General features: G+C 71.4%; 22 protein-coding genes. 11 read left to right on the top strand and 11 right to left on the bottom strand.

Translation table 11 applies throughout. From position 1 onward, the window contains the following. The first annotated feature begins 74 nt into the window (after positions 1–74). A complete protein-coding gene (locus ACIF83_RS29980) occupies positions 75–920 on the top strand; it encodes an alpha/beta fold hydrolase (protein WP_393465931.1) in 846 nt (281 codons plus the stop codon). A gap of 27 nt (positions 921–947) precedes the next feature. Here ACIF83_RS29980 and ACIF83_RS29975 read toward each other — a convergent pair whose 3' ends face one another. The 4 genes from ACIF83_RS29975 to ACIF83_RS29960 form a co-directional block, all read right to left on the bottom strand. After that, a complete protein-coding gene (locus tag ACIF83_RS29975; protein WP_399731511.1) occupies positions 948–2,162 on the bottom strand; it encodes an MFS transporter in 1,215 nt (404 codons plus the stop codon). A gap of 97 nt (positions 2,163–2,259) precedes the next feature. Then, entirely contained in the window at positions 2,260–3,228 is a 969-nt protein-coding gene (locus tag ACIF83_RS29970; protein WP_399731701.1) for an endonuclease/exonuclease/phosphatase family protein, read from the bottom strand. 269 nt (positions 3,229–3,497) lie between these two features. Then, a complete protein-coding gene (locus ACIF83_RS29965) occupies positions 3,498–4,127 on the bottom strand; it encodes a TetR/AcrR family transcriptional regulator (protein ID WP_398137252.1) in 630 nt (209 codons plus the stop codon). 74 nt (positions 4,128–4,201) lie between these two features. Continuing rightward, on the bottom strand, positions 4,202–5,788 hold the full coding sequence (locus ACIF83_RS29960; RefSeq protein ID WP_393465923.1) for an MFS transporter: 1,587 nt from the start codon (positions 5,786–5,788) through the stop codon (positions 4,202–4,204). A 203-nt stretch (positions 5,789–5,991) separates the two neighbouring features. Here ACIF83_RS29960 and panB point away from each other — a divergent pair, with 203 nt between their 5' ends. The 3 genes from panB (at position 5,992) to ACIF83_RS29945 (ending at position 8,931) form a co-directional block, all read left to right on the top strand. Then, positions 5,992–6,858, top strand: a complete 867-nt coding sequence (panB, locus tag ACIF83_RS29955) for a 3-methyl-2-oxobutanoate hydroxymethyltransferase (RefSeq protein WP_393465921.1) — start codon at positions 5,992–5,994, stop codon at positions 6,856–6,858. Between the two features lie 223 nt (positions 6,859–7,081). After that, positions 7,082–8,107 carry an ATP-binding cassette domain-containing protein gene (locus ACIF83_RS29950; RefSeq protein ID WP_393465918.1) on the top strand — a complete coding sequence of 342 codons (1,026 nt, stop codon included), beginning with the start codon at positions 7,082–7,084 and terminating at the stop codon, positions 8,105–8,107. Then, a complete protein-coding gene (locus tag ACIF83_RS29945) occupies positions 8,104–8,931 on the top strand; it encodes an ABC transporter permease (protein ID WP_393465915.1) in 828 nt (275 codons plus the stop codon). The genes ACIF83_RS29950 and ACIF83_RS29945 overlap by 4 nt, the downstream gene beginning before the upstream one ends. A 41-nt stretch (positions 8,932–8,972) precedes the next feature. Here ACIF83_RS29945 and ACIF83_RS29940 read toward each other — a convergent pair whose 3' ends face one another. Beyond that, positions 8,973–12,281: a BTAD domain-containing putative transcriptional regulator gene (locus ACIF83_RS29940; protein WP_393465912.1), complete on the bottom strand. Its 3,309-nt coding sequence runs from the start codon at positions 12,279–12,281 to the stop codon at positions 8,973–8,975. A 33-nt stretch (positions 12,282–12,314) separates the two neighbouring features. Beyond that, positions 12,315–12,812 carry a DUF6578 domain-containing protein gene (locus tag ACIF83_RS29935; protein WP_398137255.1) on the bottom strand — a complete coding sequence of 166 codons (498 nt, stop codon included), beginning with the start codon at positions 12,810–12,812 and terminating at the stop codon, positions 12,315–12,317. A gap of 105 nt (positions 12,813–12,917) precedes the next feature. On the opposite strand from ACIF83_RS29935, the gene ACIF83_RS29930 reads away from it, so the two are divergent. After that, complete coding sequence (locus tag ACIF83_RS29930) at positions 12,918–13,718, top strand: site-2 protease family protein (protein ID WP_399731504.1); 801 nt, start codon at positions 12,918–12,920, stop codon at positions 13,716–13,718. Here the strand turns inward: ACIF83_RS29930 and ACIF83_RS29925 are convergent. The 3 genes from ACIF83_RS29925 to ACIF83_RS29915 form a co-directional block, all read right to left on the bottom strand. Further along, positions 13,708–13,950, bottom strand: coding sequence for a hypothetical protein (locus ACIF83_RS29925; RefSeq protein WP_393465905.1), 243 nt, complete (start codon positions 13,948–13,950; stop codon positions 13,708–13,710). The genes ACIF83_RS29930 and ACIF83_RS29925 overlap by 11 nt on opposite strands. Positions 13,951–13,954: 4 nt before the next feature. Then, the gene (gene npdG / locus ACIF83_RS29920; RefSeq protein WP_398137258.1) at positions 13,955–14,668 is read right to left on the bottom strand and encodes an NADPH-dependent F420 reductase; all 714 of its coding nucleotides are present in this window, start codon (positions 14,666–14,668) and stop codon (positions 13,955–13,957) included. Between the two features lie 201 nt (positions 14,669–14,869). Then, a complete protein-coding gene (locus tag ACIF83_RS29915; protein ID WP_393465900.1) occupies positions 14,870–15,943 on the bottom strand; it encodes an exo-alpha-sialidase in 1,074 nt (357 codons plus the stop codon). A 116-nt stretch (positions 15,944–16,059) separates the two neighbouring features. Between ACIF83_RS29915 and ACIF83_RS29910 the strand changes: the two genes are divergently transcribed. Both ACIF83_RS29910 and ACIF83_RS29905 read left to right on the top strand, forming a co-directional pair. Beyond that, on the top strand, positions 16,060–16,662 hold the full coding sequence (locus tag ACIF83_RS29910; RefSeq protein ID WP_398137260.1) for a hypothetical protein: 603 nt from the start codon (positions 16,060–16,062) through the stop codon (positions 16,660–16,662). Positions 16,663–16,846: 184 nt separating this feature from the next. Then, on the top strand, positions 16,847–18,124 hold the full coding sequence (locus ACIF83_RS29905; protein WP_393465896.1) for an MFS transporter: 1,278 nt from the start codon (positions 16,847–16,849) through the stop codon (positions 18,122–18,124). Here the strand turns inward: ACIF83_RS29905 and ACIF83_RS29900 are convergent, their stop codons facing one another. Further along, on the bottom strand, positions 18,125–18,364 hold the full coding sequence (locus ACIF83_RS29900) for a hypothetical protein (RefSeq protein ID WP_393465893.1): 240 nt from the start codon (positions 18,362–18,364) through the stop codon (positions 18,125–18,127). It abuts the gene before it with no gap. Between the two features lie 58 nt (positions 18,365–18,422). Here ACIF83_RS29900 and map point away from each other — a divergent pair, with 58 nt between their 5' ends. Next, complete coding sequence (map, locus tag ACIF83_RS29895; RefSeq protein ID WP_393465890.1) at positions 18,423–19,280, top strand: type I methionyl aminopeptidase; 858 nt, start codon at positions 18,423–18,425, stop codon at positions 19,278–19,280. A 129-nt stretch (positions 19,281–19,409) separates the two neighbouring features. Further along, positions 19,410–20,057: a heme oxygenase (biliverdin-producing) gene (locus ACIF83_RS29890; RefSeq protein ID WP_399731497.1), complete on the top strand. Its 648-nt coding sequence runs from the start codon at positions 19,410–19,412 to the stop codon at positions 20,055–20,057. On the opposite strand, the gene ACIF83_RS29885 is transcribed toward ACIF83_RS29890, so the two are convergent. Further along, entirely contained in the window at positions 20,054–20,698 is a 645-nt protein-coding gene (locus tag ACIF83_RS29885) for a PhzF family phenazine biosynthesis protein (RefSeq protein WP_399731494.1), read from the bottom strand. The genes ACIF83_RS29890 and ACIF83_RS29885 overlap by 4 nt on opposite strands. 204 nt (positions 20,699–20,902) lie before the next feature. Here ACIF83_RS29885 and efeO point away from each other — a divergent pair, with 204 nt between their 5' ends. Together efeO and efeB are read left to right on the top strand one after the other, a co-directional pair. Further along, positions 20,903–22,039, top strand: a complete 1,137-nt coding sequence (gene efeO / locus ACIF83_RS29880; protein ID WP_393465883.1) for an iron uptake system protein EfeO — start codon at positions 20,903–20,905, stop codon at positions 22,037–22,039. 13 nt (positions 22,040–22,052) lie between these two features. Beyond that, the gene (gene efeB / locus ACIF83_RS29875) at positions 22,053–23,324 is read left to right on the top strand and encodes an iron uptake transporter deferrochelatase/peroxidase subunit (protein ID WP_399731491.1); all 1,272 of its coding nucleotides are present in this window, start codon (positions 22,053–22,055) and stop codon (positions 23,322–23,324) included. Positions 23,325–23,326 lie beyond the last annotated feature (2 nt).

Here is a 23,326-nt window from a genome sequence, read left to right as displayed (position 1 = left end):
GTCCCATCGTCCCCATCATGTAGCCGGAGCTAAAAGATAGTTGGAAGCCGATCGTCGGCCCCAGGCTGCCCGGCATGGACTTCTTCACCTCGTACGACGGCACGAAGCTCGCCTACCACGCGACCGGCGACGGCCCCGCTCTCATCTGCCTGCCCGGCGGGCCGATGCAGGACTCCGCCTGTCTCGGCGACCTCGGCGGTCTCACCGCCCACCGCCGGCTGATCCGGCTGGACCTGCGCGGTACCGGGCGGTCGGCACGGCCCGAGGACTCCGCCACCTACCGCTGCGACCGGCTCGTCGGCGACGTGGAGGCCCTGCGCCGCCATCTCGGCCTCGACCGGATCGACCTGCTCGCGCACTGTGCCGGCGCCAATCTGGCCGTGTCGTACGTGAGCCGCCACGCGGAACGGGTCGGCAGGCTCGTGCTGGTCACGCCCAGCGTCCTGGCCGTCGGCGTCACGATCGACGGAGAGGACCGACTCCGGGCCGCGCGGCTGCGCAGCGACGAACCCTGGTTTCCGGAATCGTTCGCAGCCCTGGAAGCGGTCGTCGCCGGGCAGGCGACGGACGCTTCCTGGCAGGCCGTCGCCCCCTTCTGGTACGGCCGCTGGGACGACACGGCACGCGCCCACCAGGCCGTGCAGGACGAGCAGCGCAACGCCGAGGCAGCGGCCGTCTACGCGGCCCCCGGCGCCTTCACCCCGGACACCACGCGTACGGCCCTGGCACGCTTCCGCTCGCCGGTGCTGGTCCTCGCCGGGGAGGCCGACGTGGCGGGCCCGCCCCACGCGATGGCCGAGGTGGCCGCGCTCTTCCCACAGGGCCGGCTGGTGGTCCAGCCCGCGACCGCGCACTTCCCCTGGCTGGACGACGGGGACCGGTTCACGGCGACGGTCGGGGGTTTCCTGGGAGGTTCTTGACCGACCGGGACGGGTGGGCGGGCAGACTCAGTGCTGCAGCGCGCCCGACTGCTCGGGTACGTGAGCAGCGACGACCCGGCCCGCCGAAGCAACCTCCCGACGCCGGTCCACCAGGTGGGCCGCACTCGCCACACCCAGTCCGAGGACAGCCAGCGCCGCCCCGGCAACCGCAGGCGACGTGACCCCGAACCCCGCCGCCAGCGCCAGCCCCCCGATCCAGGCGCCGCCGGCATTCGCCAGGTTGAACGCCGCCTGGTTGGCGGAGGAGGCGAGGGAGGGAGCCGCGGCGGCCTTCTCCATGACCATCAGCTGGAGCGGGGATCCGGTGACGAACGCCGCCATGCCGAGCAGCGCCACGGCGAGGGCCGCGCTCCACTCCGCCCGCATCAGCAGGGGGAACAGAAGCAGTACGGCCACCAGCGAGGCCAGCCCGCCGAACAGCGTGCCCCGCATCGACTGGTCGGCGAGGCGGCCCCCCAGCAGGTTGCCCGCCGTCGCGCCCACGCCGAACAGCGCCAGCAGCACCGTCACGCTGCCCTCGGCGAACCCGGCGGAGTCCGTCAGCATCGGGGTGACGTAGCTGTACGCCGCGAAGAGCGCGCCGAAGCCCGCCACCGTCGTACCGAGGGCCAGCCAGACCGGCAGGGACCGCAGGGCGGCCAGTTCGCCGCGCAGGCCCGTGGCGGGGGCGGCGACGCGGTCGTGCGGGATCAGGAGGGCCAGCGAAGCTATCGCCGCGAGGCCGATCGCGCTCACGCCGAGGAAGGTCGCCCGCCATCCCAGGTGCTGTCCCATCAGCGTGGCGACAGGAACGCCCGCGATGTTGGCGACGGTCAGGCCGAGGAACATCAGCGACACGGAGCGGGCCTTGCGCTCCGGCGCGACCATGTTCGTGGCGACGACCGCGCCCACGCCGAAGAAGGCGCCGTGCGGCAGGCCGCTGAGGAAGCGGGCGGCGAGCAGGGAGTCGTAGCCGGGAGCGAACGCCGAGAGCGCGTTGCCGGCGACGAACAGGGCCATCAGACCGATGAGCACCGTGCGGCGGGACATGCGGGCGGTGAGCGCGGCCAGCAGCGGGGCGCCGATGACGACGCCCAGCGCGTACGCCGAGACCAGATGGCCGGCGGTGGGGATCGAGATGTGCAGGTCGTCCGCGACGTCGGGCAGCAGGCCCATCATCACGAACTCGGTGGTACCGATACCGAAAGCGCCGACGGCCAGTGCGAGCAGGGCCAGGGGCATGAAGGGCCTGTGCCTTTCGAAGTAAGAGAGCGGAGTTCCGTCACCAGTTTATGTTCAACTGCGGAACAAAGTCTCTCGGGCCCAGTATTCCAGCCGGTTACGAGGACGTGTCCACCTTCACACGAGCAGCCACCGGGAAGTGGTCACTGTTCGTGCGCGGCAGCGTCCAGGAGCTCTCCGGCTCGACACCCTTGACCATGATCTGGTCGATGCGCGCCATCGGGAACGACGCCGGCCAGCTGAACCCGAAGCCGCTGCCCGCCGCGCCCTGGGTGGAGCGCAGCTGGGAGGTGACGGCGTTGAGCGAGCGGTCGTTCATCGTGCCGTTCAGGTCGCCGAGCAGCACGACCCGCTGCAGCGTCTCGTGGGCGATGGCCTCGCCGAGCGCGTCGGCGCTCTTGTCCCGCTGCCGGGCGGTGAAACCGGCCTCCACCTTCACCCGCACCGAGGGGAGATGCGCGACGTAGACGGCGATCGGGCCCTTGGGGGTCGTCACGGTCGCGCGCATCGCGCGCTTCCAGCCGAGCTTGATGTCGACGTCCTCGACGTCGGTCATCGGGTACTTGCTCCACAGGCCGACCGTGCCGACGACCGAGTGGTACTTGTACGTGGACGCGAGCGCCTTCTCGTACACCGGGACGGCGGACGCGGGCAGTTCCTCCAGCGCCAGCAGGTCGGCCCCGGACGCGGCGACGTCCTGGGCGGTCGCGGCCGGGTCGGGGTTGTCGGCGTTCACGTTGTGGGTGGCGACCATCAGGTCGCCGCCGGCGGCCGTCCTGTCGGTGAGCAGTCCGCCGAAGAGGTTCAGCCACACGATCGCCGGGAGGAGGATCGTGAGCAGGGCGGTCGCCGACTTCCGGAGCACGCCGAGGACCAGCAGGACCGGGATGGCCAGGCCCAGCCAGGGCAGGAAGGTCTCCGTGAGGCTGCCCAGGTTGCCCACCCGGTTCGGGATGTGCGAGTGCAGCAGCAACACCAGGGCGAGCAGCAGCGCGAAAACGGCGAGGACGATGCCCCGGCGCCAGATGCGTGGATCACCGCGCCAGCCGCCGAACAGGCGGTGCATCAGGCGCCGAAGCCGGGATCCCGGTCGCTCGGGCCCCGAGCCGCCGTTGTCCGTCTCCGTCATGTACGCCTGCTGCGCCATACCGTCTGCCTCACTGCCTGCCGTGCACACCGTCGTTCCCCTGCGTTCATCCGACCCTAGGGGATGATCGACCCTGATCCCGCCGTCCCATGACGGCCGTACGGAAGACGAGGACGAACGAGTCGGCGCCCGGGGTTCCGGTTACCCCCGGGAGCGGCGTGGTCTGTGACGAAACGTGCACATACGTGCTACGAGCCTGTCGAGCTGACGGGTCGTAGGCCTTCCAGGACGGTGTCGACGATCTGTTCCGCGAGTCCTTCGGGCAGATCGTCGTCCGGGCGCATGACGGAGCGCACGAGCATGGGGCCCATGAACATGTCGTTGGCCAGCTCCAGGTCGACGTCCGCCCGCAGTTCGCCGCTCTGCCGTGCGCGGCGCAGCACTTCGAGGGAGAGGGCGCGCCGGGGCGCTATGACGTTGGCGTGGTACGCCGCCCAGATCTTGGGGCTGCTCTTCATCTGGGCGTACACGTTGTGCAGGATCGCCGACGAGCGGCTGGCGAGGCCGCGTTGGCGCAGGGACTCCAGCAGCACGACCAGGTCGTCGCGCAGGGAGGTGCCGGGGAGCACGGGGTCGGGGGGTTCGGCGGCGCGCACGACGTCGACGAACAGCTCCTCCTTTCCGCTCCAGCGGCGGTAGATGGTGGCCTTGCCGACCCCGGCCGTGCGCGCGACGCGCTCGATGGAGAGTTCGGCAAGGGGTACGCCGTCCTCCAGGAGCTTCACGACACCCTCCAGGATGGCGCGTTCCACGGCCTCACTGCGCGGTCGGCCCCGCACGGGCCCGTCCGGCCGGGGCTTGCTGTCGGCAAGGCTCACTCGTCCGTCCTTTCACTGTGCTGCGGGAATTCTCCCGCAACAGCCTCCTTCCCCCGTGGACCAGTCGGTTTCGGTCAGTCCGCGGCTACGACCAACTCCTGTTCCTTCTCGCCCTCCTGACCGACCGGCGGCTTGCCGGGCAGGAAGAGGGCCGTCACCAGGGCGCCGACGAGCGCCACGCCCGTACCGCACAGGGCGGTGACGTGCATGGCGTGCAGGAAGGCGTCGTTGGCGGGGGTGACGAGGGCCCTGCCCGGCGCGCCGAGCTTCTCGGCGACGCCGAGCGTGGCCTCGATGGACTCGCCGGCCGTGTCCCTGAGGCCGGGCGGCAGCAGGCCGAGCTTGCCCTCGATGCCGTTGCGGTACGAGGTGGAGAGCACCGAGCCGAGCACGGCGATACCGAGGGCGCCGCCGACCTGCCGGAAGGTGTTGCTGAGCGCGGAGGCGGAACCGGCCTTCTCGCGGGGCAGGGCCTGCATGATGACGACGGAGGTCGGCGTCATGATGTGCGCCATGCCGGTGCCCATGAGGAAGAAGACGACCTCCAGCACCCAGATCGGCGTGTCGGCCTCGAAGGAGGAGAACGCGGCCAGCGTCGCCGCGATCAGCACCAGGCCCGCGGTGGTCGTGGCCTTGTTGCCGAACCGGTCGACCAGCAGCCGGGCCCGCGGCGCGAAGATCAGCTGGGCGGCGGCCAGCGGGAGCAGCAGCAGACCGGACTGCAGCGGCGAGTAGCCGCGCACGCTCTGGGTGTAGAAGACCGAGAAGAACGTCACGCCCATCAGCGCGAAGAAGACGAGCGCGATGGCGGCCATGGCGGACGAGAACACCTTGTTCTTGAAGTAGGTGACGTCCAGCGACGGGTGGTCGCTGCGCTTCTCGAAGATCACGAAGCCGGTGAGGACGGCGAGACCGGAGACGATGGTCGCCAGCACCTTGGCGTCGGTGAAGTCGGCCAGCTCGCCGCCCTTGATGATGCCGTAGACCAGCAGGACCAGACCGACGACGGACAGGACCACGCCGACGGGGTCGAGCCGGCCCGGCCGGGGGTCGCGCGAGTCGGGCACGAGCCACACCATCAGGGCGAGCGCGATGATCACGATCGGCACGTTGATCAGGAAGACCGAGCCCCACCAGAAGTGGCCGAGGAGGGCGCCGCCGGTGATCGGGCCGATGGCGATGGCGAGGCCGACACCGCCGGCCCAGATACCGATGGCCTTGGGCTGCTCCTCGCGCTCGAAGACGTTCATGAGCACGGCGAGGGTGGCGGGCATCACGAAGGCGGCACCGAGGGCCATCAGGGCACGGTAGGCGATCAGCTGGCCCGGGGAGCCGGACTCGGCGGCCAGGGCCGAGCCGATGCCGAACACGACGAGGCCGCCGAGCAGGACCTTCTTGCGGCCGAGGCGGTCGCCGACGAGGCCGGCGGTGAACAGCAGGCCGGCGAAGACCAGGGTGTAGGCGTTGATCGCCCACTCGATCTCGCTCTGGGTGGCGCCGAGGCCGGTGGGCGCCGGGGTGGAGATGGTCTTGATCGCGACGTTCAGGATCGAGTTGTCGAGCACCACGATGAGCAGGCTCAGCATGAGCACGCCGAGGATCGCCCATCGGCGCCGGTGCACCGCTTCCGGTATCCGGGAGGCAGGGACGGAACTTGTCATGCGTTCGAGCCTACGGCCATTTCAATACGGAACCGTCTCGTATCTTATTCCTTTACCGATGCCTTACACAGCGGGGCCGCAGCCGTGACTCGCCGAAGGGATCACAGGGGGCTCCTCTGGCCCTCACTGGCACGAGGTGCCACCATGGAAGCGATCCGGGGACGCCGTCAGGGCGCCTCGAGATGACTGAAGGAGCCGTTGCCATGACGCAGCTTTCGGCTGCCCAGAACAAGCCTTCCGACGGCAGCAAGGCGCTGTACGGGGGGAAGGGCACCCGCCGCATCACCGTCCGCGACATCGCCCTCGCCAAGGAACGCGGCGAGAAGTGGCCCATGCTCACCGCCTACGACGCGATGACCGCGTCCGTCTTCGACGAGTCCGGGATCCCGGTGATCCTGGTCGGCGACTCGGCGGGCAACTGCCACCTCGGGTACGAGACCACCGTGCCCGTCACCCTCGACGAGATGACCATGCTGTCGGCGGCCGTCGTACGCGGCACCCAGCGCTCCCTGATCGTGGGCGACCTGCCCTTCGGCTCGTACCAGGAGGGTCCGGTGCAGGCGCTGCGCTCGGCGACCCGGCTGGTGAAGGAGGCGGGCGTCGGAGCGGTCAAGCTGGAGGGCGGCGAGCGCTCGCACGAGCAGATCCGGCTCCTCGTCGAGTCCGGCATCCCGGTGATGGCGCACATCGGGCTGACCCCGCAGTCCGTCAACGCGATGGGCTACCGCGTGCAGGGCCGGGGCGAGGAGGCGGCGGCGCAGCTGCTGCGCGACGCGAAGGCCGTGCAGGACGCGGGCGCGTTCGCGGTGGTGCTGGAGCTGGTTCCGGCGGAGCTGGCGGCCGAGGTGACGCGGGTGCTGCACATCCCGACCGTGGGCATCGGCGCCGGGCCGGAGACGGACGCACAGGTGCTGGTGTGGACCGACATGCTGGGGCTGACGTCCGGTCGCGTCCCGAAGTTCGTCAAGAAGTACGCGAACCTGCGTGAGGTCATGGGCAACGCGGTGAAGGAGTTCGCCGAGGACGTCGTCGGGGGGACGTTCCCGCTGGAGGAGCACTCCGTCCATTAGCCATTGCGGCACCACCCTCGGACAGCCCGTCGATCTTCCCCCGTCGACGGGCTGTCCCCTTGTGGGGGCTGATGTCCCTGGGGCTCCGCCCCAGACCCCGCCTATGCCCACCCACCACCCGACTCGGTCGGCTGAAATCAGTGCGACGGCTTGTCGGCACCTTGTCGGTGGCTGTCGGTCAGCTGTAGGTGGTTTGTCGGTGGGGCCTGACACCTTCATGGGCATGACGCGAATCGATGACAACCCCGCCGGCGGGCGTGCCGCCGTGGCCGTTCGGGGACTGGTCAAGCACTACGGCGAGACCAAGGCGCTGGACGGGGTCGACCTGGATGTGCGGGAGGGCACCGTGATGGGGGTGCTCGGGCCGAACGGCGCCGGGAAGACCACCCTCGTACGGATCCTCTCCACCCTGATCACGCCGGACGCCGGGCAGGCCACCGTGGCCGGCTACGACGTCGTACGGCAGCCCCGGCAGCTGCGCCGGGTGATCGGGCTGACCGGGCAGTACGCCTCGGTCGACGAGAAGCTGCCCGGCTGGGAGAACCTCTACATGATCGGGCGGCTGCTCGACCTCTCCCGCAAGGACGCCCGCGCCCGCGCCGACGAGCTGCTGGAGCGGTTCTCGCTGACGGAGGCCGCCAGGCGCCCGGCGAGCACGTACTCCGGCGGTATGCGGCGGAGGCTGGACCTGGCCGCATCGATGATCGGCCGGCCGGCCGTCCTGTACCTGGACGAACCGACCACCGGGCTCGACCCGCGCACCCGCAACGAGGTGTGGGACGAGGTCAAGGCGATGGTCGGTGAGGGGGTCACCGTGCTGCTCACCACCCAGTACATGGAGGAGGCCGAGCAGCTCGCCTCCGAGCTGACCGTCGTGGACCGCGGGAAGGTCATCGCGAACGGCGGCATCGAGGAGCTGAAGGCCAGGGTCGGCGGGCGCACGCTGCGCGTGCGGCCGTTGGACCCGCTGCAGCTGCGGCCCCTCGCCGCCATGCTGGACGAGCTGGGCATCACCGGGCTCGCGGCCACCACCGTGGACCCCGAGTCCGGGACGCTGCTGGTGCCGATCCTCAGCGACGAGCAGCTGACCGCCGTGGTCGGCGCGGTCACCGCGCGCGGCATCACGATCTCCTCCATCACCACCGAACTGCCCAGCCTGGACGAGGTGTTCCTGTCCCTCACCGGCCACCGTGCCGGTGCCCCGCAGGACGCCGCGCCCGCCGACACCCGCGAGGAGGTCGCCGTATGAGCGCCGCCACTCTGACCCCGACCGCCGCTGCGTCGAAGGGCGACACGCCCATCCCGCTGCGCGCCCACCTGCGCCACACCGGCGCGCTCATCCGCCGCAACCTGCTGTGGATCCGGCAGGACCCGGAGTCGATGTTCGACGCCATCCTGTTCCCGGTCATCTTCACCCTGCTGTTCGTGTACGTCTTCGGCGGCTCCATCGGGCAGTCCCTGGGCGGCGGTCAGGACCGGTACGTGCAGTACGTCGTGCCCGGCCTGATGGCCATGATGGGCATGAACATGGCCCAGGGCGTGGGCACCGGCTTCAACCAGGACTTCAACTCCGGCGTCATGGACCGCTTCCGGTCCCTGCCGATCGGACGCGGCTCCGTGCTGTTCGCCAAGATCGCGGTGGAGCTGATGCGGATGCTCTTCGCGACCGTCGTGCTCATGATCGTCGGCGTGCTCGTGGGCTTCCACATCACCAACTGGCCGGGGCTGCTCGCCTCGGTGGGCCTGTCCGCGCTGTTCGGCTCTGCCCTGATGTGGGTGTTCCTCACCCTCGGCGTGGTGATGAAGAGCGCGCAGTCCGTGCAGGCCATGGGCTTCCTGGTGCTGATGCCGCTGCAGTTCGGCTCGTCGATCTTCGCGCCGACCGCCTCGATGCCGGGCTGGCTGCAGAACTTCACCGACTACAACCCGCTGTCCGCCCTGGCGGACGCCGCACGCGGCCTGATGGTCGGCGGACCGGTCGCACACGGCCTGTGGGTGACCCTGGTCTGGTCGGCCGGCCTCACCGCGGTGATGGCCCCGGTCGCGATCCACAAGTTCCGCACGAAGAGCTGACGCACGAAGAGCAGACGTACGAAGAGCCGACGCTCAGCGGCTCACAGCAGGGCGGTGGCCTCCGCGAGGGAGAGGCCGCCGCCCTCGGCGTACGCGGCCGCGTACGCGGGGCCGTCGAGCGTCTCGCGGATCCGGGACTCGGTCAGCTCGTACGTCCGGCGCTCCACACCGGAGGAGACGTGCTCGGCCGGGAGCAGGGCGTCCGCGGCGGCCAGGCAGCGGGCGGCGTCCGCGGCGCGGGTGCCGCCGTCCACGCTCGCCAGGGCCATCGCCCCGATGGTGAGGCAGATGGAGCCCAGATGCGGGGTGACCACCTGGGACAGCGGATCGTCGGCGCGCTGCAACGCCGTGCGGACGCGGTCCAGGGACTCCTCGGAGCGGCGGTCCAGGGCGTCCAGCCAGGCCTCCTGAGCGAGGATCATGGCGTCGAAGACGACGAAGTGGGCGATCGTGAACTCTTCGCGCAGCAGCCGGAGTTGCTCGCGCGCCTCCTCGGTGCGCTCGGTCAGGCCGAGCCGGGCGGCGAGGAAGAGCCGGGCGGCCGGCATCGCCTCGTTGACGGCGCCCTCCTGGCGGGCGATGACGTCCCGCAGCATGCGTTCGCCGCGTTCGGCGTCGCCCCCCTCCAGGAGCACGCTGCCGAGCCGGGCGCTGAGCACGGCCATCTGGGCGCGGGCGCCGAGGCGTTCGGCGTGGACGATGGCCGCCTCGTAGTCGGCGGCGGCCGCGCGGTAGGCGCCCGTACGCTCGTTGGCCTCGCCGCGCGCGGACAGCGCCTCGGCGATGCCCCACTGGTCGCCGAGGCGGCCGTAGATCTCCAGGGCCTCGTCGGCGTCGCGGGTCGCGTCGCCCGCCCAGGCGGTGCGGTTGGCCAGCAGGTTGGCGCGCAGCTGCAGGGCGCCGGCCAGCTCCCACTCGAAGCCGGGGGTGTCCCGGCAGGTCCGTATGGTGGCGTCGGAGATCGTGCGCATCCGGTCCGCGCCGTCGGTGAGGATGACGGCGTAGAACCATATGGCGCCCGGGGCGCGGCAGGTCTGCGGCAGGCCGGGCTCGTAGACCTGGGCCATGACCCGCAGCTTGGCCTGTGCCTCGGGGGTCTGCCAGCTGTTGATCTCGGTGTCCATGCAGGCGAGATGGGCGAGGTGGACGCCTCGCCGGGCCTCGGCGAGGAGTTCGCCGGTGAACGGGGGCGGGGTGTCGGTGCAGCGCTCCCAGACCGGGAGGGCGGGGCGGGCCGGCTCGGCGAACGGGTCGGGGCCGAGGGCCATGGCCTCCTCGCACCAGGTGCGGCACTCGAGGCGCAGGTCGCGCATCTGCCAGTACCAGACCAGGGACAGCACCAGGCTGAGCGCCTCCTGCTCGTCGCCGAGGGCGACGGCGTGCCGCAGGGCGGTGCGCAGGTTCTCGTACTCCAGCTGGAACCTGTCGATGGCGGCGCGCTGTTCGCCGCCGCGCAGCAACGGGTCGGTGGTGCGGGCGAGTTCGCGGTAGTACGTCAGATGGGCGCGCTCGGCCTCGGCCCGGAGCCCGGTCTCGTCCAGCCGTTCGGCCGCGTACTCGGCGACCGTCTCCAGCAGCCGGTAACGCATCCCGCCGTCCGCCGACGGGGAGGCGACGACCAGGGACTTGTCCACCAGGGAGCCGAGCGCGTCCAGGGCTGAGCGGCCTCGGGATGCGGGGGCGTGCTCCACATCCCCGAGGCCGCTCAGCGGGCCGCACACACCCTCGGCGGCGGCCAGGTCGCAGCCGCCCGCGAAGAGCGACAGGCGGCACAGGACGTCCCGTTCCTCCGCGTCGAGCAGGTCCCAGGACCAGTCCACGACGGCGCGCAGGGTCTGCTGGCGGGGCAGCACCGTGCGGCTGCCACTGGTGAGCAGCCGGAAGCGGTCGTCCAGCCGGTCGGCTATCTGGCGCGGGGTCAGCATGCGCAGGCGGGCGGCCGCCAGCTCGATGGCGAGAGGCAGCCCGTCCAGTCGCCGGCAGATCTCGGCACAGGCCTCGGGGTCTTCCTCCAGGCGGAATCCGGACCGGGCCGCCGCACCCCGGTCGGCGAACAGCCGCAGCGCGACCGGTTCGGGCAGCGGCTCCACGGGTCGCACCAACTCCCCGGGCACGCCGAGCGGTTCGCGGCTGGTGGCGAGCACGGTCAGCTGCGGGCAGCGGGCCAGCAGCCGCTCGGCCAGCCGGGCGGCCGCCTCGACGACGTGCTCGCAGTTGTCGAGGATCAGCACCATCCGGCGGCGGGCGCAGTACTCCACGAGCCGGTCGACCGGGTCGTCCACGTCGGTGATCGCGCGCATGGCCTCGACGCCGGCGCCGTGCAGCACGGTCTCGCGGGCGCCGATCGCGGTCAGCACGGCCTGCGGCACGGCGTCCGGGTCGTCGACGGGTGCCAGTTCGGCCAGCCACACCCCGTCCCGGGCGGTGTGCCGTACGGCCTCGGCGGCCTCCTGGGACAGCCGGGTCTTGCCCGCTCCGCCGGGCCCGAGCAGGGTGACCAGCCGGGCGGCCGCGAGGTCGGCGCCGATGGCCGCGATGTCGGCCTCCCGGCCGACGAAGGAGGTGAGCCGGGCGGGCAGGTTGCCGAGGGCGGCGGGCGGCGCGGGCTGCGGCTCCCGCTCGGCCTCGGTGAGCAACGCTGCGTGCAGGGTGCGCAGTTCGGGGCCGGGGTCGGAGCCGAGCCGGTCCGCGAGGAGCTGTCGTACGTCCTCGTAGGCGGCCAGCGCCTGGGCCGGGCGGCCCGCGTCGCGCAGTGCGCGCAGCCGCAGCGCCTGGAGCGGCTCGTCCAGGGGATGGCTGTCGCACAGCGCGGCCAGCTCGGGCAGGGACTGCTCGGCGTGGCCGAGGGCGAGGGCGGCGGTGTGCCGGGCGCGCAGGGCGTCCAGGCGGCGGGTCTCCCAGCGGGCCGCGTCGGCGGTGTGGTCGGGCAGGTCGGCGAGGGCGGGCCCGTGCCACAGGGCGAGCGCGTCGTCCAGGACGGCGGCGGCCTTGGCGGGGTCGCCGTCGGCCAGGGCGCCGAGGCCCTCACCGGTCAGCCGGTCGAACCGGCCCAGGTCCACGTCGTCGGGGGCGGCGGCGAGCCGGTAGCCGCCCTCGGCGGAAGCGACCGCGTCGGCGCCGAGGGCCCTGCGCAGCCGGCCGACCAGCGCCTGCAGCGCGCCCGTGGCGTCGGCGGGCGGCTCGGCCCCCCACACCTCGTCCACCAGCAGATCGGTCGGGACGGTCCGGCCGGCCCGCAGCGCGAGCACGCTCAGCAGGGCACGCAGGCGCGCCCCGCCGACCGGGACGGGCGTGCCGTCGGGGCGGAGTGCCTGGGTGGGGCCGAGGAGGCGGTAGCGCACGGGGTTCATTGTCTCCGGAGCGGTCGGTACGGGTCACCGGGTTCAGGCGGCGTGCCGCCCGGGACCGCCGGGGTCGTCCGGGATTTCCAGGGTGACGAGGACGCCGACGGCGCGGCGGACGCGGTACGGGACCTGGCGCGGAGGCTGTTCCTCCTCCTCGAAGCCCCCGAACCACTTCGGACACTTGTCGACGGGCTCCAGAGTCCGTGCGCCGGGCACCGGCTCCAGTCTGCGCCCGGTCGACCGGAAGATCACCGTGCCGGGCTCCGCGTCGGCGAGCTCGGCGGGTTGCGTGGCGCGCGGGTCGTGGTGGGCGGCGTACTCCTGGTGCACCACGTCGATGGAGCGTACCCGGCCGACGGTCTTCTGCTTCGGGCCGCCGTGGTTCTCCACCCACGCCTCGGCGCCGTACGTGTGGCCGCCCCGGGCTTCCTCCTCGTCGACGGCGACCAGTCGCCAGCCGACTTCCTGGCCCACGCCGAACGGCCTGCCGCAGCACTCCATCTGCCAGTCCTCGTAGAACACCCTCATCTGTGCCATTCCCCCACCCTCCTGGAACCGGACGGCCACCGCGAGACGTTTTCCTCCCGAGTTCCCGGCCGGTACGGTCGGCCTCCCGACCGTACCCGCCCACAGGAGCCGCTCATGACGACCGCCACCACCCGCCACGGCGAGCGCCGGATCAGCCCCGTGTTCGTCGGGATCCTGGCCGTCACGGCGGTGACCGGCTGGGCCACCTGGACCGGGTTCGCCGAGCAGCCGGGTATCGCGGTGTTCCTGTTCGTGACGGCGGCCTGGATCGTCTCCCTGTGCCTGCACGAGTACGCGCACGCGCGCACCGCCCTGCACAGCGGGGACATCACGGTCGGCGCGAAGGGCTACCTGACGCTGAACCCGCTGAAGTACACGCACGCGCTGCTGAGCATCGTGCTCCCGGTGCTGTTCGTGATCATGGGCGGGATCGGCCTGCCGGGCGGTGCGGTCTTCATCGAGCGGGGCCGCATCCGGGGCCGCTGGCGGCACAGCCTGATCTCGGCGGCGGGCCCGCTGACGAACGTGCTGTTCGCGGCGGTGTGCACGGCGCCCTTCTGGTTGCACGCGCTGGACGGGGTGCCCCGCGACTTCCGGTACGCGCTGGCGTTCCTCGCCCTGCTCCAGGTGACGGCGGCGATCCTGAACTTCCTGCCGGTGCCGGGCCTGGACGGGTACGGGGTGCTCGAGCCGTGGCTGTCGTACCAGGTGAAGCGGCAGGTGGAGCCGTTCGCGCCGTTCGGACTGCTGTTCGTGTTCGCACTGCTGTGGGTGCCGTCGATCAACAGCGTGTTCTTCGACGCGATCGACGCGATCCTGCGCGGTCTGGGCATCGACGACTTCAACCGCTACTGCGGCCAGGAGCTCTACCGCTTCTGGCGCGGCACCCCGGAGATCTGCACGATCAGCCCGTGACCGACTTCTGCTGCGCCGCGGCGGCCCGGCCGCGCTTGACGTAGTACCAGGTCATGTTGGACGACAGGCCCGCCAGCAGCACCCAGACGATCCCCAGCCAGCTGCCCTGGGCGAACGAGACGACCGCGGCGGCCACGGCGAGGAGGCAGACGACGAGGGTGTAGAGAGCGATGCGGGGCATGGGGGTCGGCTCCTTGCGGGGGACACTGCTACGACGACCAGTGTCCCCCATGCCCTCAGACGTCCGTGACGCGGAGCCCGGCGTGTGCCTTGTAGCGGCGGTTGACGGAGATCAGGTTCGCCACCAGTGACTCGACCTGGTGGGCGTTGCGCAGGCGGCCCGCGAAGATGCCGCGCATGCCGGGGATGCGTCCGGCCAGTGCCTGGACGAGCTCCACGTCGGCGCGCGCCTCGCCCAGCACCATCACGTCGGTGTCGATCTCCTCGATGTCCGGGTCCTGGAGCAGCACGGCCGACAGGTGGTGGAAGGCGGCGGCGACCCGGGAGTCCGGCAGCAGGGCGGCGGCCTGCTGCGCCGCGCTGCCCTCCTCCGGCTTCAGCGCGTAGGCGCCCTGCTTGTCGAAGCCGAGCGGGTTCACACAGTCGACGACGAGCTTGCCCGCCAGCTCCTCGCGCAGGGACTCCAGCGTCTTGCCGTGGCCGTCCCACGGTACGGCGACGATCACGATGTCGCTGCGGCGCGCGGTCTCGGCGTTGTCGGCGCCCTCGACGCCGTACCCCAGCTCCTCGGCGGCGGCCTGGGCGCGCTCGGTGGCGCGCGAGCCGATGATCACCTTCTGGCCGGCCCGGGCGAGCCGGTAGGCGAGGCCCTTGCCCTGCGGGCCGGTGCCGCCGAGCACGCCGACGACCAGCCCGGAGACGTCGGGCAGGTCCCAGGGGTCCTTGGCGGGGGCCTTCGCGGGAGTCTGTGCGCTGTCGGTAGAGGTCATGGGCCGACTCTAGTGCCCCGGCAGGCAACGTTCGCCCGTCAAGGAGCGGCGTCCGGTGCGTGCTCTCGGCGTGCCGGCCGGAAGTCCTCGTACTGGACGTACTTGGGCTTTCGGCCGGTGCGGCGAGAGGGCGTGCCGGGCGTCGCGACGGGGCGAACGTTGCCTGTCGGGGCACTGGTCCGTGGGGCGGGCGGCACCGGGTCAGGTGAGCCGCGTCACGGGCACCCGGCGGAAGGTGATGGTCTCGTAGGCGCTGAAGTCCCCTGTCTCGTAAAGGAGTCCGACCGTGCCCCGGTCGATGCGGACCAGGTCGGAGTAGGCGGCGGGCAGTCCGTCGACGGAGAGGGCCTTGCGCCAGGTGGTGCCGCCGTCGCCGGAGGCGCGGATGGTCATCAGGGCACGGGCGGCGGGGTCCGCCGGGGCGGAGAAGAGCAGCAGGTCGGGATCGCGGAGCTGCAGGACGGAGGCCTCGCAGACCGGGGTGGTGAGCCCGGCCTGCGGGCGGAAGGGCTTGACCAGCGTCCTGCCGCCGTCCTTGGAGTGGGCGTCGGCGCGGTTGCCGGGCGAGGGCGAGTCGTTGCGGGTGTTGAAGTAGACGCGGCCGTCGGGGAGTTCGGCGGCGGTGGTCTCGTTCACGTTGATGTAGCCGTCGGTGTTCTCGTCCAGGTAGCCGAGGAACCAGGTCTCGCCGCGGTCGTCGCTGAGCAGGCAGTGGCCGCTGTTGTACCTGGCCTCGGCGCCGGTGTCGGTGCCGGTGGGCGGCAGGGTGTGGTTGCCGGGGACGAGCACACGGCCGGAGCGGAGCTGGAGGGCGTGGCCGGGGGTGGTGGCGTACCAGCGCCAGCCGGGCTTCTTCACCTGCGCGGTGATCTCCTTCGGCTCGGACCAGGTCGCGCCGTCGTCGTCGCTGTGCTGCACCCACACCCGGCGGCCGTCGGCGTCGCCGATCCGGCCGCGCAGGATGGCGGCCTCGGTGGCGTCGGCCGCGGCACGCACGTGCACGAGCAGGATCCGGCCGGTGTCGAGGACGACCGGGGCGGGGTTGCCGGCGAGGTTCTTCCCGTTGCTCGCGGCGATCTTCAGCGGGCCCCAGGTACGACCGCCGTCCGTGGACCGCTTCAGCACGATGTCGATGTGCCCGTGGTCGGCGGCGGAGTCGACCCGCCCCTCGCAGAAGGCGAGCAGCGTGCCCTTGCCTGATGCGACGACGGCCGGGATACGGAAGCCGGCGTAGCCCTCCTGGCCGGCACGGAAGGGGACGGACACATCGGTCATGGGGGGCGGCTCCTCACGCAGAAACGGACGGTGACGGGCCGTCAACATCCCCAGGTTGGGCGAATTCGGGGTGAACTCCGCGTCACGAGTGACCGGCTGGGGCAGGATGCGGTCGCATGGACGCCGTACGGGTCGCGCTGCTGCGCGAAGTGCTCGCCGGGACCGAGTGGTTGGGGGCCACCCGGCGGTTCGCGGGCATGTTGCGCGGGTCCGTGGTGGCGCACGGGGGCGGGCTGCTGCTGGTGGGCACGCCCGCGTACGAGCCCTGGCATCTGGCCGCGCATCTGGTGGACGAGGCGGCCTGGTCCGGCACTCCGGAGCTGGCTCCGACCCTCGTACGACACCACGCGCGCCCCTCCGATCCCGCGCACCTCGCGGTCGGACCCGGTCGGATCGAGGAGGCACGGCGCGGCGAGACCCTGCTCGTGGTCGCCCCCGAGGAGCCGGCGGAGCTGCTGGAGCGGGTGCACGCGGCTCGGCGGGCCGGGGTCACGGTGCTGGCCCTCGGTGCGGGCGGGCCCGAGCTGTCCGCGATGGCCCACGACACGCTGGCCGTACCCGAGGGGGCGGAGCTGGACCTGGACAGCGTGCAGCACCTGGTAAGCGCAGCGGCCGGCGAAAACGGAGGCGGGGCCTCTCCGAGGGTTCGGCGGGGTTTCCGTGACCGTCTGTCGAGACTGGCGGAAATCCTGACGGCACCGCCGGCTGCCCCCTGGTGATTGCCCGCCCACCCGCCTGACTCGGTCGGCTGAAATTCGCTCTACCGAAGGCAGGTTGTCACCCGAGACGGGCGAGCGAGTGAGCGAGTGGGGAGACCGATCTGGCCCCCTCCCAGCCAACCGAGACGGCCGGTGAGCGGGAAAAGAAGTTGCCCCCGGCTCCCCCCGAGCCGAGCATGCCGCAGTGGCTTCAGCTCTCCTCCCCGACCTCGCCCCCTGGAAGGCCTCCGCCGACTTCCGCAGACTCTGGGCATCCGGTCTGATCAGCAACTTCGGCAGCTTCCTGACCTTCGTCGCCCTGCCGGTCCAACTGAAGGACCTCACCGGCTCGGCCGCGGCCGTGGGCGCGATCGGAGCGGTGGAACTGATCCCCCTCATCGTCTTCGGCCTGTACGGCGGCGCCCTCGCAGACGCCCTCGACAAGCGCCTGCTGATCGTGTGGACGGAGGCCGGCCAGGGCCTGCTCAGCGCCGCCCTGCTGGTCAACGCCCTGCTGCCCGGCCCCGCCGTCTGGCCGCTCTACCTCATCGCCGCCCTCTCCTCCGCCCTGGTCTCGGTGCAGCGCCCCGCCCTGGACTCCCTGCTCCCCCGGATCGTCGCCCACGACGACCTCCCCGCGGCGTCCTCCCTGAACTCCCTGCGCTGGACGGTCGGCGGAGTGGCCGGCCCGGCGGTCGCGGGCGTGGTCGTCGCCTACGCGGGCCTCGGCTGGGCCTACGCCGCCGACCTGCTGACGTTCGCCGTGTCCCTGCTGTTCGTCGTCCGCATCGCCCCCTCCCCCGCCGCATACGAGGCCGCGAGACCGGACCTGCGGGCCATCGCCGAGGGCGCCCGCTACGCCTGGAGCCGCAAGGAACTCCTCGGCACCTACATCGTCGACCTCGCCGCGATGTTCCTGGCCATGCCCCTCGCCGTCCTGCCGTTCCTCGCCGACGAGCTGCACGCCGAGTGGGCGCTCGGCCTGATGTACGCGGCCGTCCCGCTGGGCGCGATGGTGGTCGGCCTGACCAGCGGCTGGACCTCCCGGGTGCACGGGCACGGACGCATGGTGGTGCTGTCGGCCGCGCTGTGGGGCGTGGCGATCGCGGCCGCGGGAGTCGTCGGCAACGTGTGGCTGGTGCTGCTGCTCCTGACCGTCGCCGGCGGCTGCGACATGGTCAGCGGGGTCTTCCGGGCCGCGATGTGGAACCAGACGATCCCCGACGAGCTGCGCGGCCGCCTCGCCGGCATCGAACTGCTGTCGTACTCGGTGGGCCCGACGCTGGGCCAGGTCCGCTCGGGCGGGGTCGCCGCGTGGGCGGGCGTACGCACGTCCGTGTGGTCGGGCGGACTGCTGTGCGTGGGCGCGATGGGGCTGCTGGCCCTGTGTCTGCCGGGACTGATGACCTACGACGCCCGGACCAACGAGCACGCGGTGCGGCAGCGCGAGCAGCGCACCGTCACCGCACCCACGCAGGTGTGATCAGTCCTGGTCGGCGTCCTGGTCACCGCGTGCCGAGGCGTCGTGCCAGCGGGGGTCGGTGTCCCACTCCAGGTTGCGCTCGGCCGCCGTCTCCATGGCGTGCTGGGCCTCCGCCCGGGAGGCGTACGGCCCGAAGCGGTCCTTGCCCGGGCACTCCGGGCCCTCTTCGACCTTCTTGTGCTCCAGGCAGTAGTACCACTCGCCCGGCTTGCCGACGGTGCGCTTCTTGAACAGGGCCATGGACAGCTCCTCTCGCCACGGACATGTTCCCCCATGCCCGCTGGTTAGACTCGCTGGCATGTCTGGCCAGTCGCTGCTCGTACCAGGGGAGCTGTCTCCCACCCGTTCGGTACCCGGAAACATCCGTCGCCCCGAGTACGTCGGCAAGCCCGCGCCGACGCCGTACACCGGACCGGAGGTGCAGACCCCCGAGACCGTCGAGGCGATGCGCGTCGCCGGCCGTATCGCCGCGCAGGCGATGGCGGAGGCCGCGAGGATCATCGCGCCGGGTGTGACCACCGACCAGCTGGACAAGGTCGCCCACGAGTACATGTGCGACCACGGGGCCTACCCGTCCACGCTCGGCTACCGCGGCTTCCCGAAGTCGCTGTGCACCTCGGTCAACGAGGTCATCTGCCACGGCATCCCGGACTCGACGGTCCTCAACGACGGCGACATCGTCAACCTGGACGTGACGGCGTACATCGGCGGGGTGCACGGCGACAACAACGCCACGTACCTCGTCGGTGCCGTGGACGAGGAGTCGCGGCTGCTGGTGGAGCGGACCCGGGAGTCACTCAACCGGGCGATCAAGGCGGTCCGGCCGGGCCGGCAGATCAACGTCATCGGCCGGGTCATCGAGTCGTACGCCAAGCGCTTCGGCTACGGGGTCGTACGGGACTTCACCGGGCACGGCATCAGCTCGTCCTTCCACTCGGGCCTGATCATCCCGCACTACGACAGCCCGCACGCGACGACCGTCATGCAGCCCGGCATGACCTTCACCATCGAGCCGATGCTGACGCTGGGCACGCACGAGTACGACATGTGGGACGACGGCTGGACGGTCGTGACCAAGGATCGCAAGCGGACGGCCCAGTTCGAGCACACGCTGGTCGTGACGGACACAGGTGCGGAGATCCTCACCCTGCCGTAACCCACCGCCGCCCTCCCCCGGCCCGCAGCCCGCCCTGACCGCCAGGGCGGGCTTTTCTCTGCCCCGATGCCTTTCCGACAGCCTGTCGGTAAACTTACCGACAGCAGGTCGGCAAACCGAGGAGAGCCCATGGAGTCGTTCTCGTCCCTCATCCGCACGGCGTCCCACGAGCAGCACGTGGAGGCGGAGACGTCGACGTTCATGAGCGACCTGCTCGGCGGCCGGCTGTGCGTGACCGCGTACGCCCGTTACACGGAGCAACTGTGGTTCGTGTACGAGGCGCTGGAGAGCGCGGCCGAGCGGCTGGCGGCGGATCCGGTGGCGGGGCCGTTCGTACGCCCCGAGCTGTTCCGGCTGGCCGCGCTGGAGCGGGACCTGGCGCATCTGCGGGGGTCCGGCTGGCGGGCGGGACTGAGCGCCCTCCCGGCGACGCGGGCGTACGCGGACCGGGTGCGGGAGTGCGCCGGGCGCTGGCCGGGCGGGTACGTCGCCCATCACTACACCCGCTACCTCGGCGACCTCTCCGGCGGGCAGATCATCCGCGACCGGGCGGAGAAAGCATGGGGCTTCGCCAGGAAGGGCGACGGGGTCCGCTTCTACGTGTTCGAGGGGATCGCCAACCCGGCGGCCTTCAAGCGTGACTACCGGGACCTGCTGGACGGCGTCACCGCGGACGACCTGGAGAAGCAGCGGATCGTGGCGGAGTGCAAGAAGGCGTTCACGCTGAACACCTCCGTCTTCCGGGCCCTGGGCGAGGAGTTCCCGCTGAGCGCCTAACGCTCCAGGAAGACCCGCCCCCCGATCTCCACCCATCCGTGCGGCTGAGGTGCCGTGAGGATCTGGGACCCCTTGCCCTGCGTGATGTTCAGCGCCCGCCCCAGCCGGTCGGTGAGGAGCAGCGCGGCCGCGCCGGTCGCCTCGTCCTCCTCGATCCCGTCGCCGCGCCCGGGGAAGCCGCGGGCGCGGATCCGGCCGGCCGCCTCGTCCTCCCACGCCCAGGCGTAGACCCACTCGCCGGGCGACGGCACGTCGAGGGCATCGACCTCGGCGGCGGTGGGGTACTGGCGCAGGGTGCGCGGCGGCGCCCACTCCGCGCGGGCCTCGATCCAGCTGAACTCGCCGTCCAGCCGGGCACCCACCACCCCGGCGGGCGTGACCAGTTCGGGCACGTCCAGCAGCCAGGCCGCACCGACGCACGGATAACCGGCGAAGGGCAGCCGCAGGGTGGGGGTGTAGATGTCGATCACCCCGCGCTCGGGGTCGTCCACGAACACGGTCTCGCTGAAGCCTAGCTTCGCGGCGAACTCCTGCCTCTCGCTCCGCTCGGGCAGCACCGATCCGTCCCGGACGACACCGAGTTCGTTGCCGTAGCCGCCATTCGGCGCACAGAACACGCGGAGCACGTCGTAATCAGTCACTCCGGAATTGAAACATCGCGGCACCGGTGAACTCACCCTTGACCATCTCTTTACTTTTCCTTGGGGTCCCTTTTGAGCCGTCGAGATCAAGCCGTGCCTGTGAGATTTCCGTGAGAGCTGAATCACGACCCGGGCGGGTAGTGGTGAGGTAAGCCTCATGTAAGTTAGGCCAGCCTCACCACACCGTTCCCGCTTGGAGCCTGCATGCGAGCCGTCCGACTCACCGTCACCGCTGCCGCCACCGTGGCCGCTCTGACCGCCCTCTCGGCGTGCACGGCAAAAAGCGACGCCAAGGACGGTGACGCGATCCAGGTGACCGCCGCCGACTCGAAGTGTGAGACCTCCGCCAAGTCGGTCCCGGCCGGGCAGGTCACGCTGAAGATCGAGAACAAGGGCTCGAAGGCCACCGAGGTCGAGATCCTGTTCCCGGACGACCGGATCGTCTCCGAGAAGGAGAACATCGGCCCGGGCACCAAGTACACGCTGACCGCCGAGGTCAAGGCGGGCTCGTACGAGATCGCCTGCGTCCCGGGCATGAAGGGCAAGGGCGTCCGGCAGAAGCTCACGGTCACCGGCTCCGGCAAGGCCGCCGAGCGGGACCCGCAGCTGGACAAGGCGGTCGCCGACTACCGCGCCTACGCCCAGGAGCAGGCCGACGCCACGCTGCCGCTCGTCGAGACCTTCGTGAAGGCGGTCAAGGACGGCGACGTCGAGGCCGCCAAGAAGGCGTACGCCCCCTCCCGCCTCGGCTGGGAGCGCACCGAGCCGGTCGCCGAGTCCTTCGGTGACATCGACCCGAAGGTCGACGTCCGCGAGGACGGCCTGGAGGACGGTCAGAAGTGGACCGGCTGGCACCGCCTGGAGAAGGCCCTCTGGGCGGACAAGAAGATCGGGGCCGAGGAGAAGACCCTCGCCGACCAGCTGGTGACCGACCTCAAGGACTGGCAGGGCCGGGTCGGCAAGGCCGAGATCACCCCGACCTCCATGGCCAACGGCGCCAAGGAGCTGCTCGACGAGGTCGCCACCGGCAAGGTCACCGGCGAGGAGGAGCGCTACTCGCACACCGACCTGGTCGACTTCAAGGGCAACGTCGAGGGCGCGCAGAAGTCGTACGAGCTGCTGAAGCCGGTCGCCTCGAAGAACGACGCCGCGCTGACCAGCGAGCTGGACAAGCAGTTCGCGGCACTGAACACGCTGCTCGACAAGTACCGCACGGACAAGAACTCGTACGACTTCACCTCGTACGACAAGGTCGGCAAGGACGAGCAGAAGCAGCTCTCGGACGCGGTGAACGCGCTCGCCGAGCCGCTGTCCAAGCTCGCCGCCGCGGTTGTGAAGTAAGGGGAGGAACGTCATGACCGAGACCCAGGAAAGCCAGGACAGCCAGAGCGGCTCCTCCCCCTCGCGCCGTGCGCTGATCGGCTGGGGCGGTGCCGGCCTCGCGCTCGGTGCCGCCGCGGCCGGCGGTGCCGTGGCGGCGGCCAAGGCGGGCAACGACGTGGAACCGGCCGCCGCCGAGGTGGGCGCGGCCGTGGAGTTCCACGGCGCCCACCAGGCCGGCATCGCCACGCCGGTGCAGGACCGGCTGCACTTCGCCGCGTTCGACGTGAAGACCGAGGACCGCGCCGAGTTCGTGCAGATGCTGAAGGACTGGACCGAGGCCGCGCGCCGGATGACCGCCGGGAAGGCGGTCGGTGAGGGCGCGTACGGCGGGCTCGCCGAGGCGCCGCCGGACGACACCGGTGAGGCCCTGGGTCTGAAGCCCTCGCGGCTGACGCTCACCATCGGCTTCGGACCGTCGTTCTTCGACAGGTTCGGGCTGTCCGGCAAGCGGCCCGAGGCGCTGGTCGACCTGCCCAAGTTCCCGGGCGACAACCTCGACAGGACGCGCACCGACGGTGACCTGTGCGTCCAGGCCTGCGCGGACGACCCGCAGGTCGCCGTGCACGCCATCCGCAACCTGGCCCGCATCGGCTTCGGCAAGGTCGCCATCCGCTGGTCCCAGCTCGGCTTCGGCAAGACCTCGTCGACCACTCCGGACGCCCAGACGCCCCGCAACCTCATGGGGTTCAAGGACGGCACCCGCAACATCGCGGGCACCGAGACGGACCGGCTGAAGAAGTTCGTGTGGGTCGGCGAGGGCGACGGCACGAAGTGGATGACCGGTGGGTCGTACCTGGTCGCCCGGCGCATCCGGATGAACATCGAGACCTGGGACCGGACCTCGCTGCAGGAGCAGGAGGACGTCTTCGGTCGCGACAAGGGCGAGGGCGCCCCGGTCGGCAAGGTCAAGGAGCACGACAAGCCGTTCCTGAAGGCGATGAAGCCGGACGCGCACGTGCGCCTCGCGCACCCCGACTCCAACAACGGGATCACGATCCTGCGCCGCGGCTACTCCTTCACGGACGGCACGGACGGCCTCGGCCGCCTCGACGCGGGTCTGTTCTTCCTGGCCTACCAGCGTGACGTGCGCAAGGGGTTCATCCCGCTGCAGCGACAGCTGTCGGCCAAGGACGCGCTCAACGAGTACATCCAGCACGTGGGTTCGGCCGTCTTCGCCGTCCCGCCCGGCGTCCGGGGCAAGGACGACTGGTGGGGCCGCACGCTGTTCTCCGAGGAGGCGTAGCC

It is taken from the genome of Streptomyces sp. NPDC085866 (assembly GCF_044541035.1).
GTDB lineage: Bacteria > Actinomycetota > Actinomycetes > Streptomycetales > Streptomycetaceae > Streptomyces.
Note: the sequence above shows the minus strand (reverse complement) of the source record. Positions and strands in the feature narration are given on the sequence as shown.

What these genes read in the sequence shown, in the direction of transcription:
- ACIF83_RS29970 (WP_399731701.1), bottom strand. Translation starts at nt 3,228, where the DNA reads ATGCACCGCCTGTTCGGCGGCTGGCGCGGTGATCCACGCATCTGGCGC.
- ACIF83_RS29975 (WP_399731511.1), bottom strand. Translation starts at nt 2,162, where the DNA reads ATGCCCCTGGCCCTGCTCGCACTGGCCGTCGGCGCTTTCGGTATCGGT.
- ACIF83_RS29915 (WP_393465900.1), bottom strand. Translation starts at nt 15,943, where the DNA reads ATGACCGATGTGTCCGTCCCCTTCCGTGCCGGCCAGGAGGGCTACGCC.
- efeB (WP_399731491.1), top strand. Translation starts at nt 22,053, where the DNA reads ATGACCGAGACCCAGGAAAGCCAGGACAGCCAGAGCGGCTCCTCCCCC.
- ACIF83_RS29890 (WP_399731497.1), top strand. Translation starts at nt 19,410, where the DNA reads ATGGAGTCGTTCTCGTCCCTCATCCGCACGGCGTCCCACGAGCAGCAC.
- map (WP_393465890.1), top strand. Translation starts at nt 18,423, where the DNA reads ATGTCTGGCCAGTCGCTGCTCGTACCAGGGGAGCTGTCTCCCACCCGT.
- ACIF83_RS29900 (WP_393465893.1), bottom strand. Translation starts at nt 18,364, where the DNA reads ATGGCCCTGTTCAAGAAGCGCACCGTCGGCAAGCCGGGCGAGTGGTAC.
- ACIF83_RS29950 (WP_393465918.1), top strand. Translation starts at nt 7,082, where the DNA reads ATGACGCGAATCGATGACAACCCCGCCGGCGGGCGTGCCGCCGTGGCC.
- panB (WP_393465921.1), top strand. Translation starts at nt 5,992, where the DNA reads ATGACGCAGCTTTCGGCTGCCCAGAACAAGCCTTCCGACGGCAGCAAG.
- ACIF83_RS29960 (WP_393465923.1), bottom strand. Translation starts at nt 5,788, where the DNA reads ATGACAAGTTCCGTCCCTGCCTCCCGGATACCGGAAGCGGTGCACCGG.
- ACIF83_RS29940 (WP_393465912.1), bottom strand. Translation starts at nt 12,281, where the DNA reads ATGAACCCCGTGCGCTACCGCCTCCTCGGCCCCACCCAGGCACTCCGC.
- ACIF83_RS29980 (WP_393465931.1), top strand. Translation starts at nt 75, where the DNA reads ATGGACTTCTTCACCTCGTACGACGGCACGAAGCTCGCCTACCACGCG.
- ACIF83_RS29910 (WP_398137260.1), top strand. Translation starts at nt 16,060, where the DNA reads ATGGACGCCGTACGGGTCGCGCTGCTGCGCGAAGTGCTCGCCGGGACC.
- ACIF83_RS29935 (WP_398137255.1), bottom strand. Translation starts at nt 12,812, where the DNA reads ATGGCACAGATGAGGGTGTTCTACGAGGACTGGCAGATGGAGTGCTGC.
- ACIF83_RS29930 (WP_399731504.1), top strand. Translation starts at nt 12,918, where the DNA reads ATGACGACCGCCACCACCCGCCACGGCGAGCGCCGGATCAGCCCCGTG.
- npdG (WP_398137258.1), bottom strand. Translation starts at nt 14,668, where the DNA reads ATGACCTCTACCGACAGCGCACAGACTCCCGCGAAGGCCCCCGCCAAG.
- efeO (WP_393465883.1), top strand. Translation starts at nt 20,903, where the DNA reads ATGCGAGCCGTCCGACTCACCGTCACCGCTGCCGCCACCGTGGCCGCT.
- ACIF83_RS29945 (WP_393465915.1), top strand. Translation starts at nt 8,104, where the DNA reads ATGAGCGCCGCCACTCTGACCCCGACCGCCGCTGCGTCGAAGGGCGAC.
- ACIF83_RS29925 (WP_393465905.1), bottom strand. Translation starts at nt 13,950, where the DNA reads ATGGGGGACACTGGTCGTCGTAGCAGTGTCCCCCGCAAGGAGCCGACC.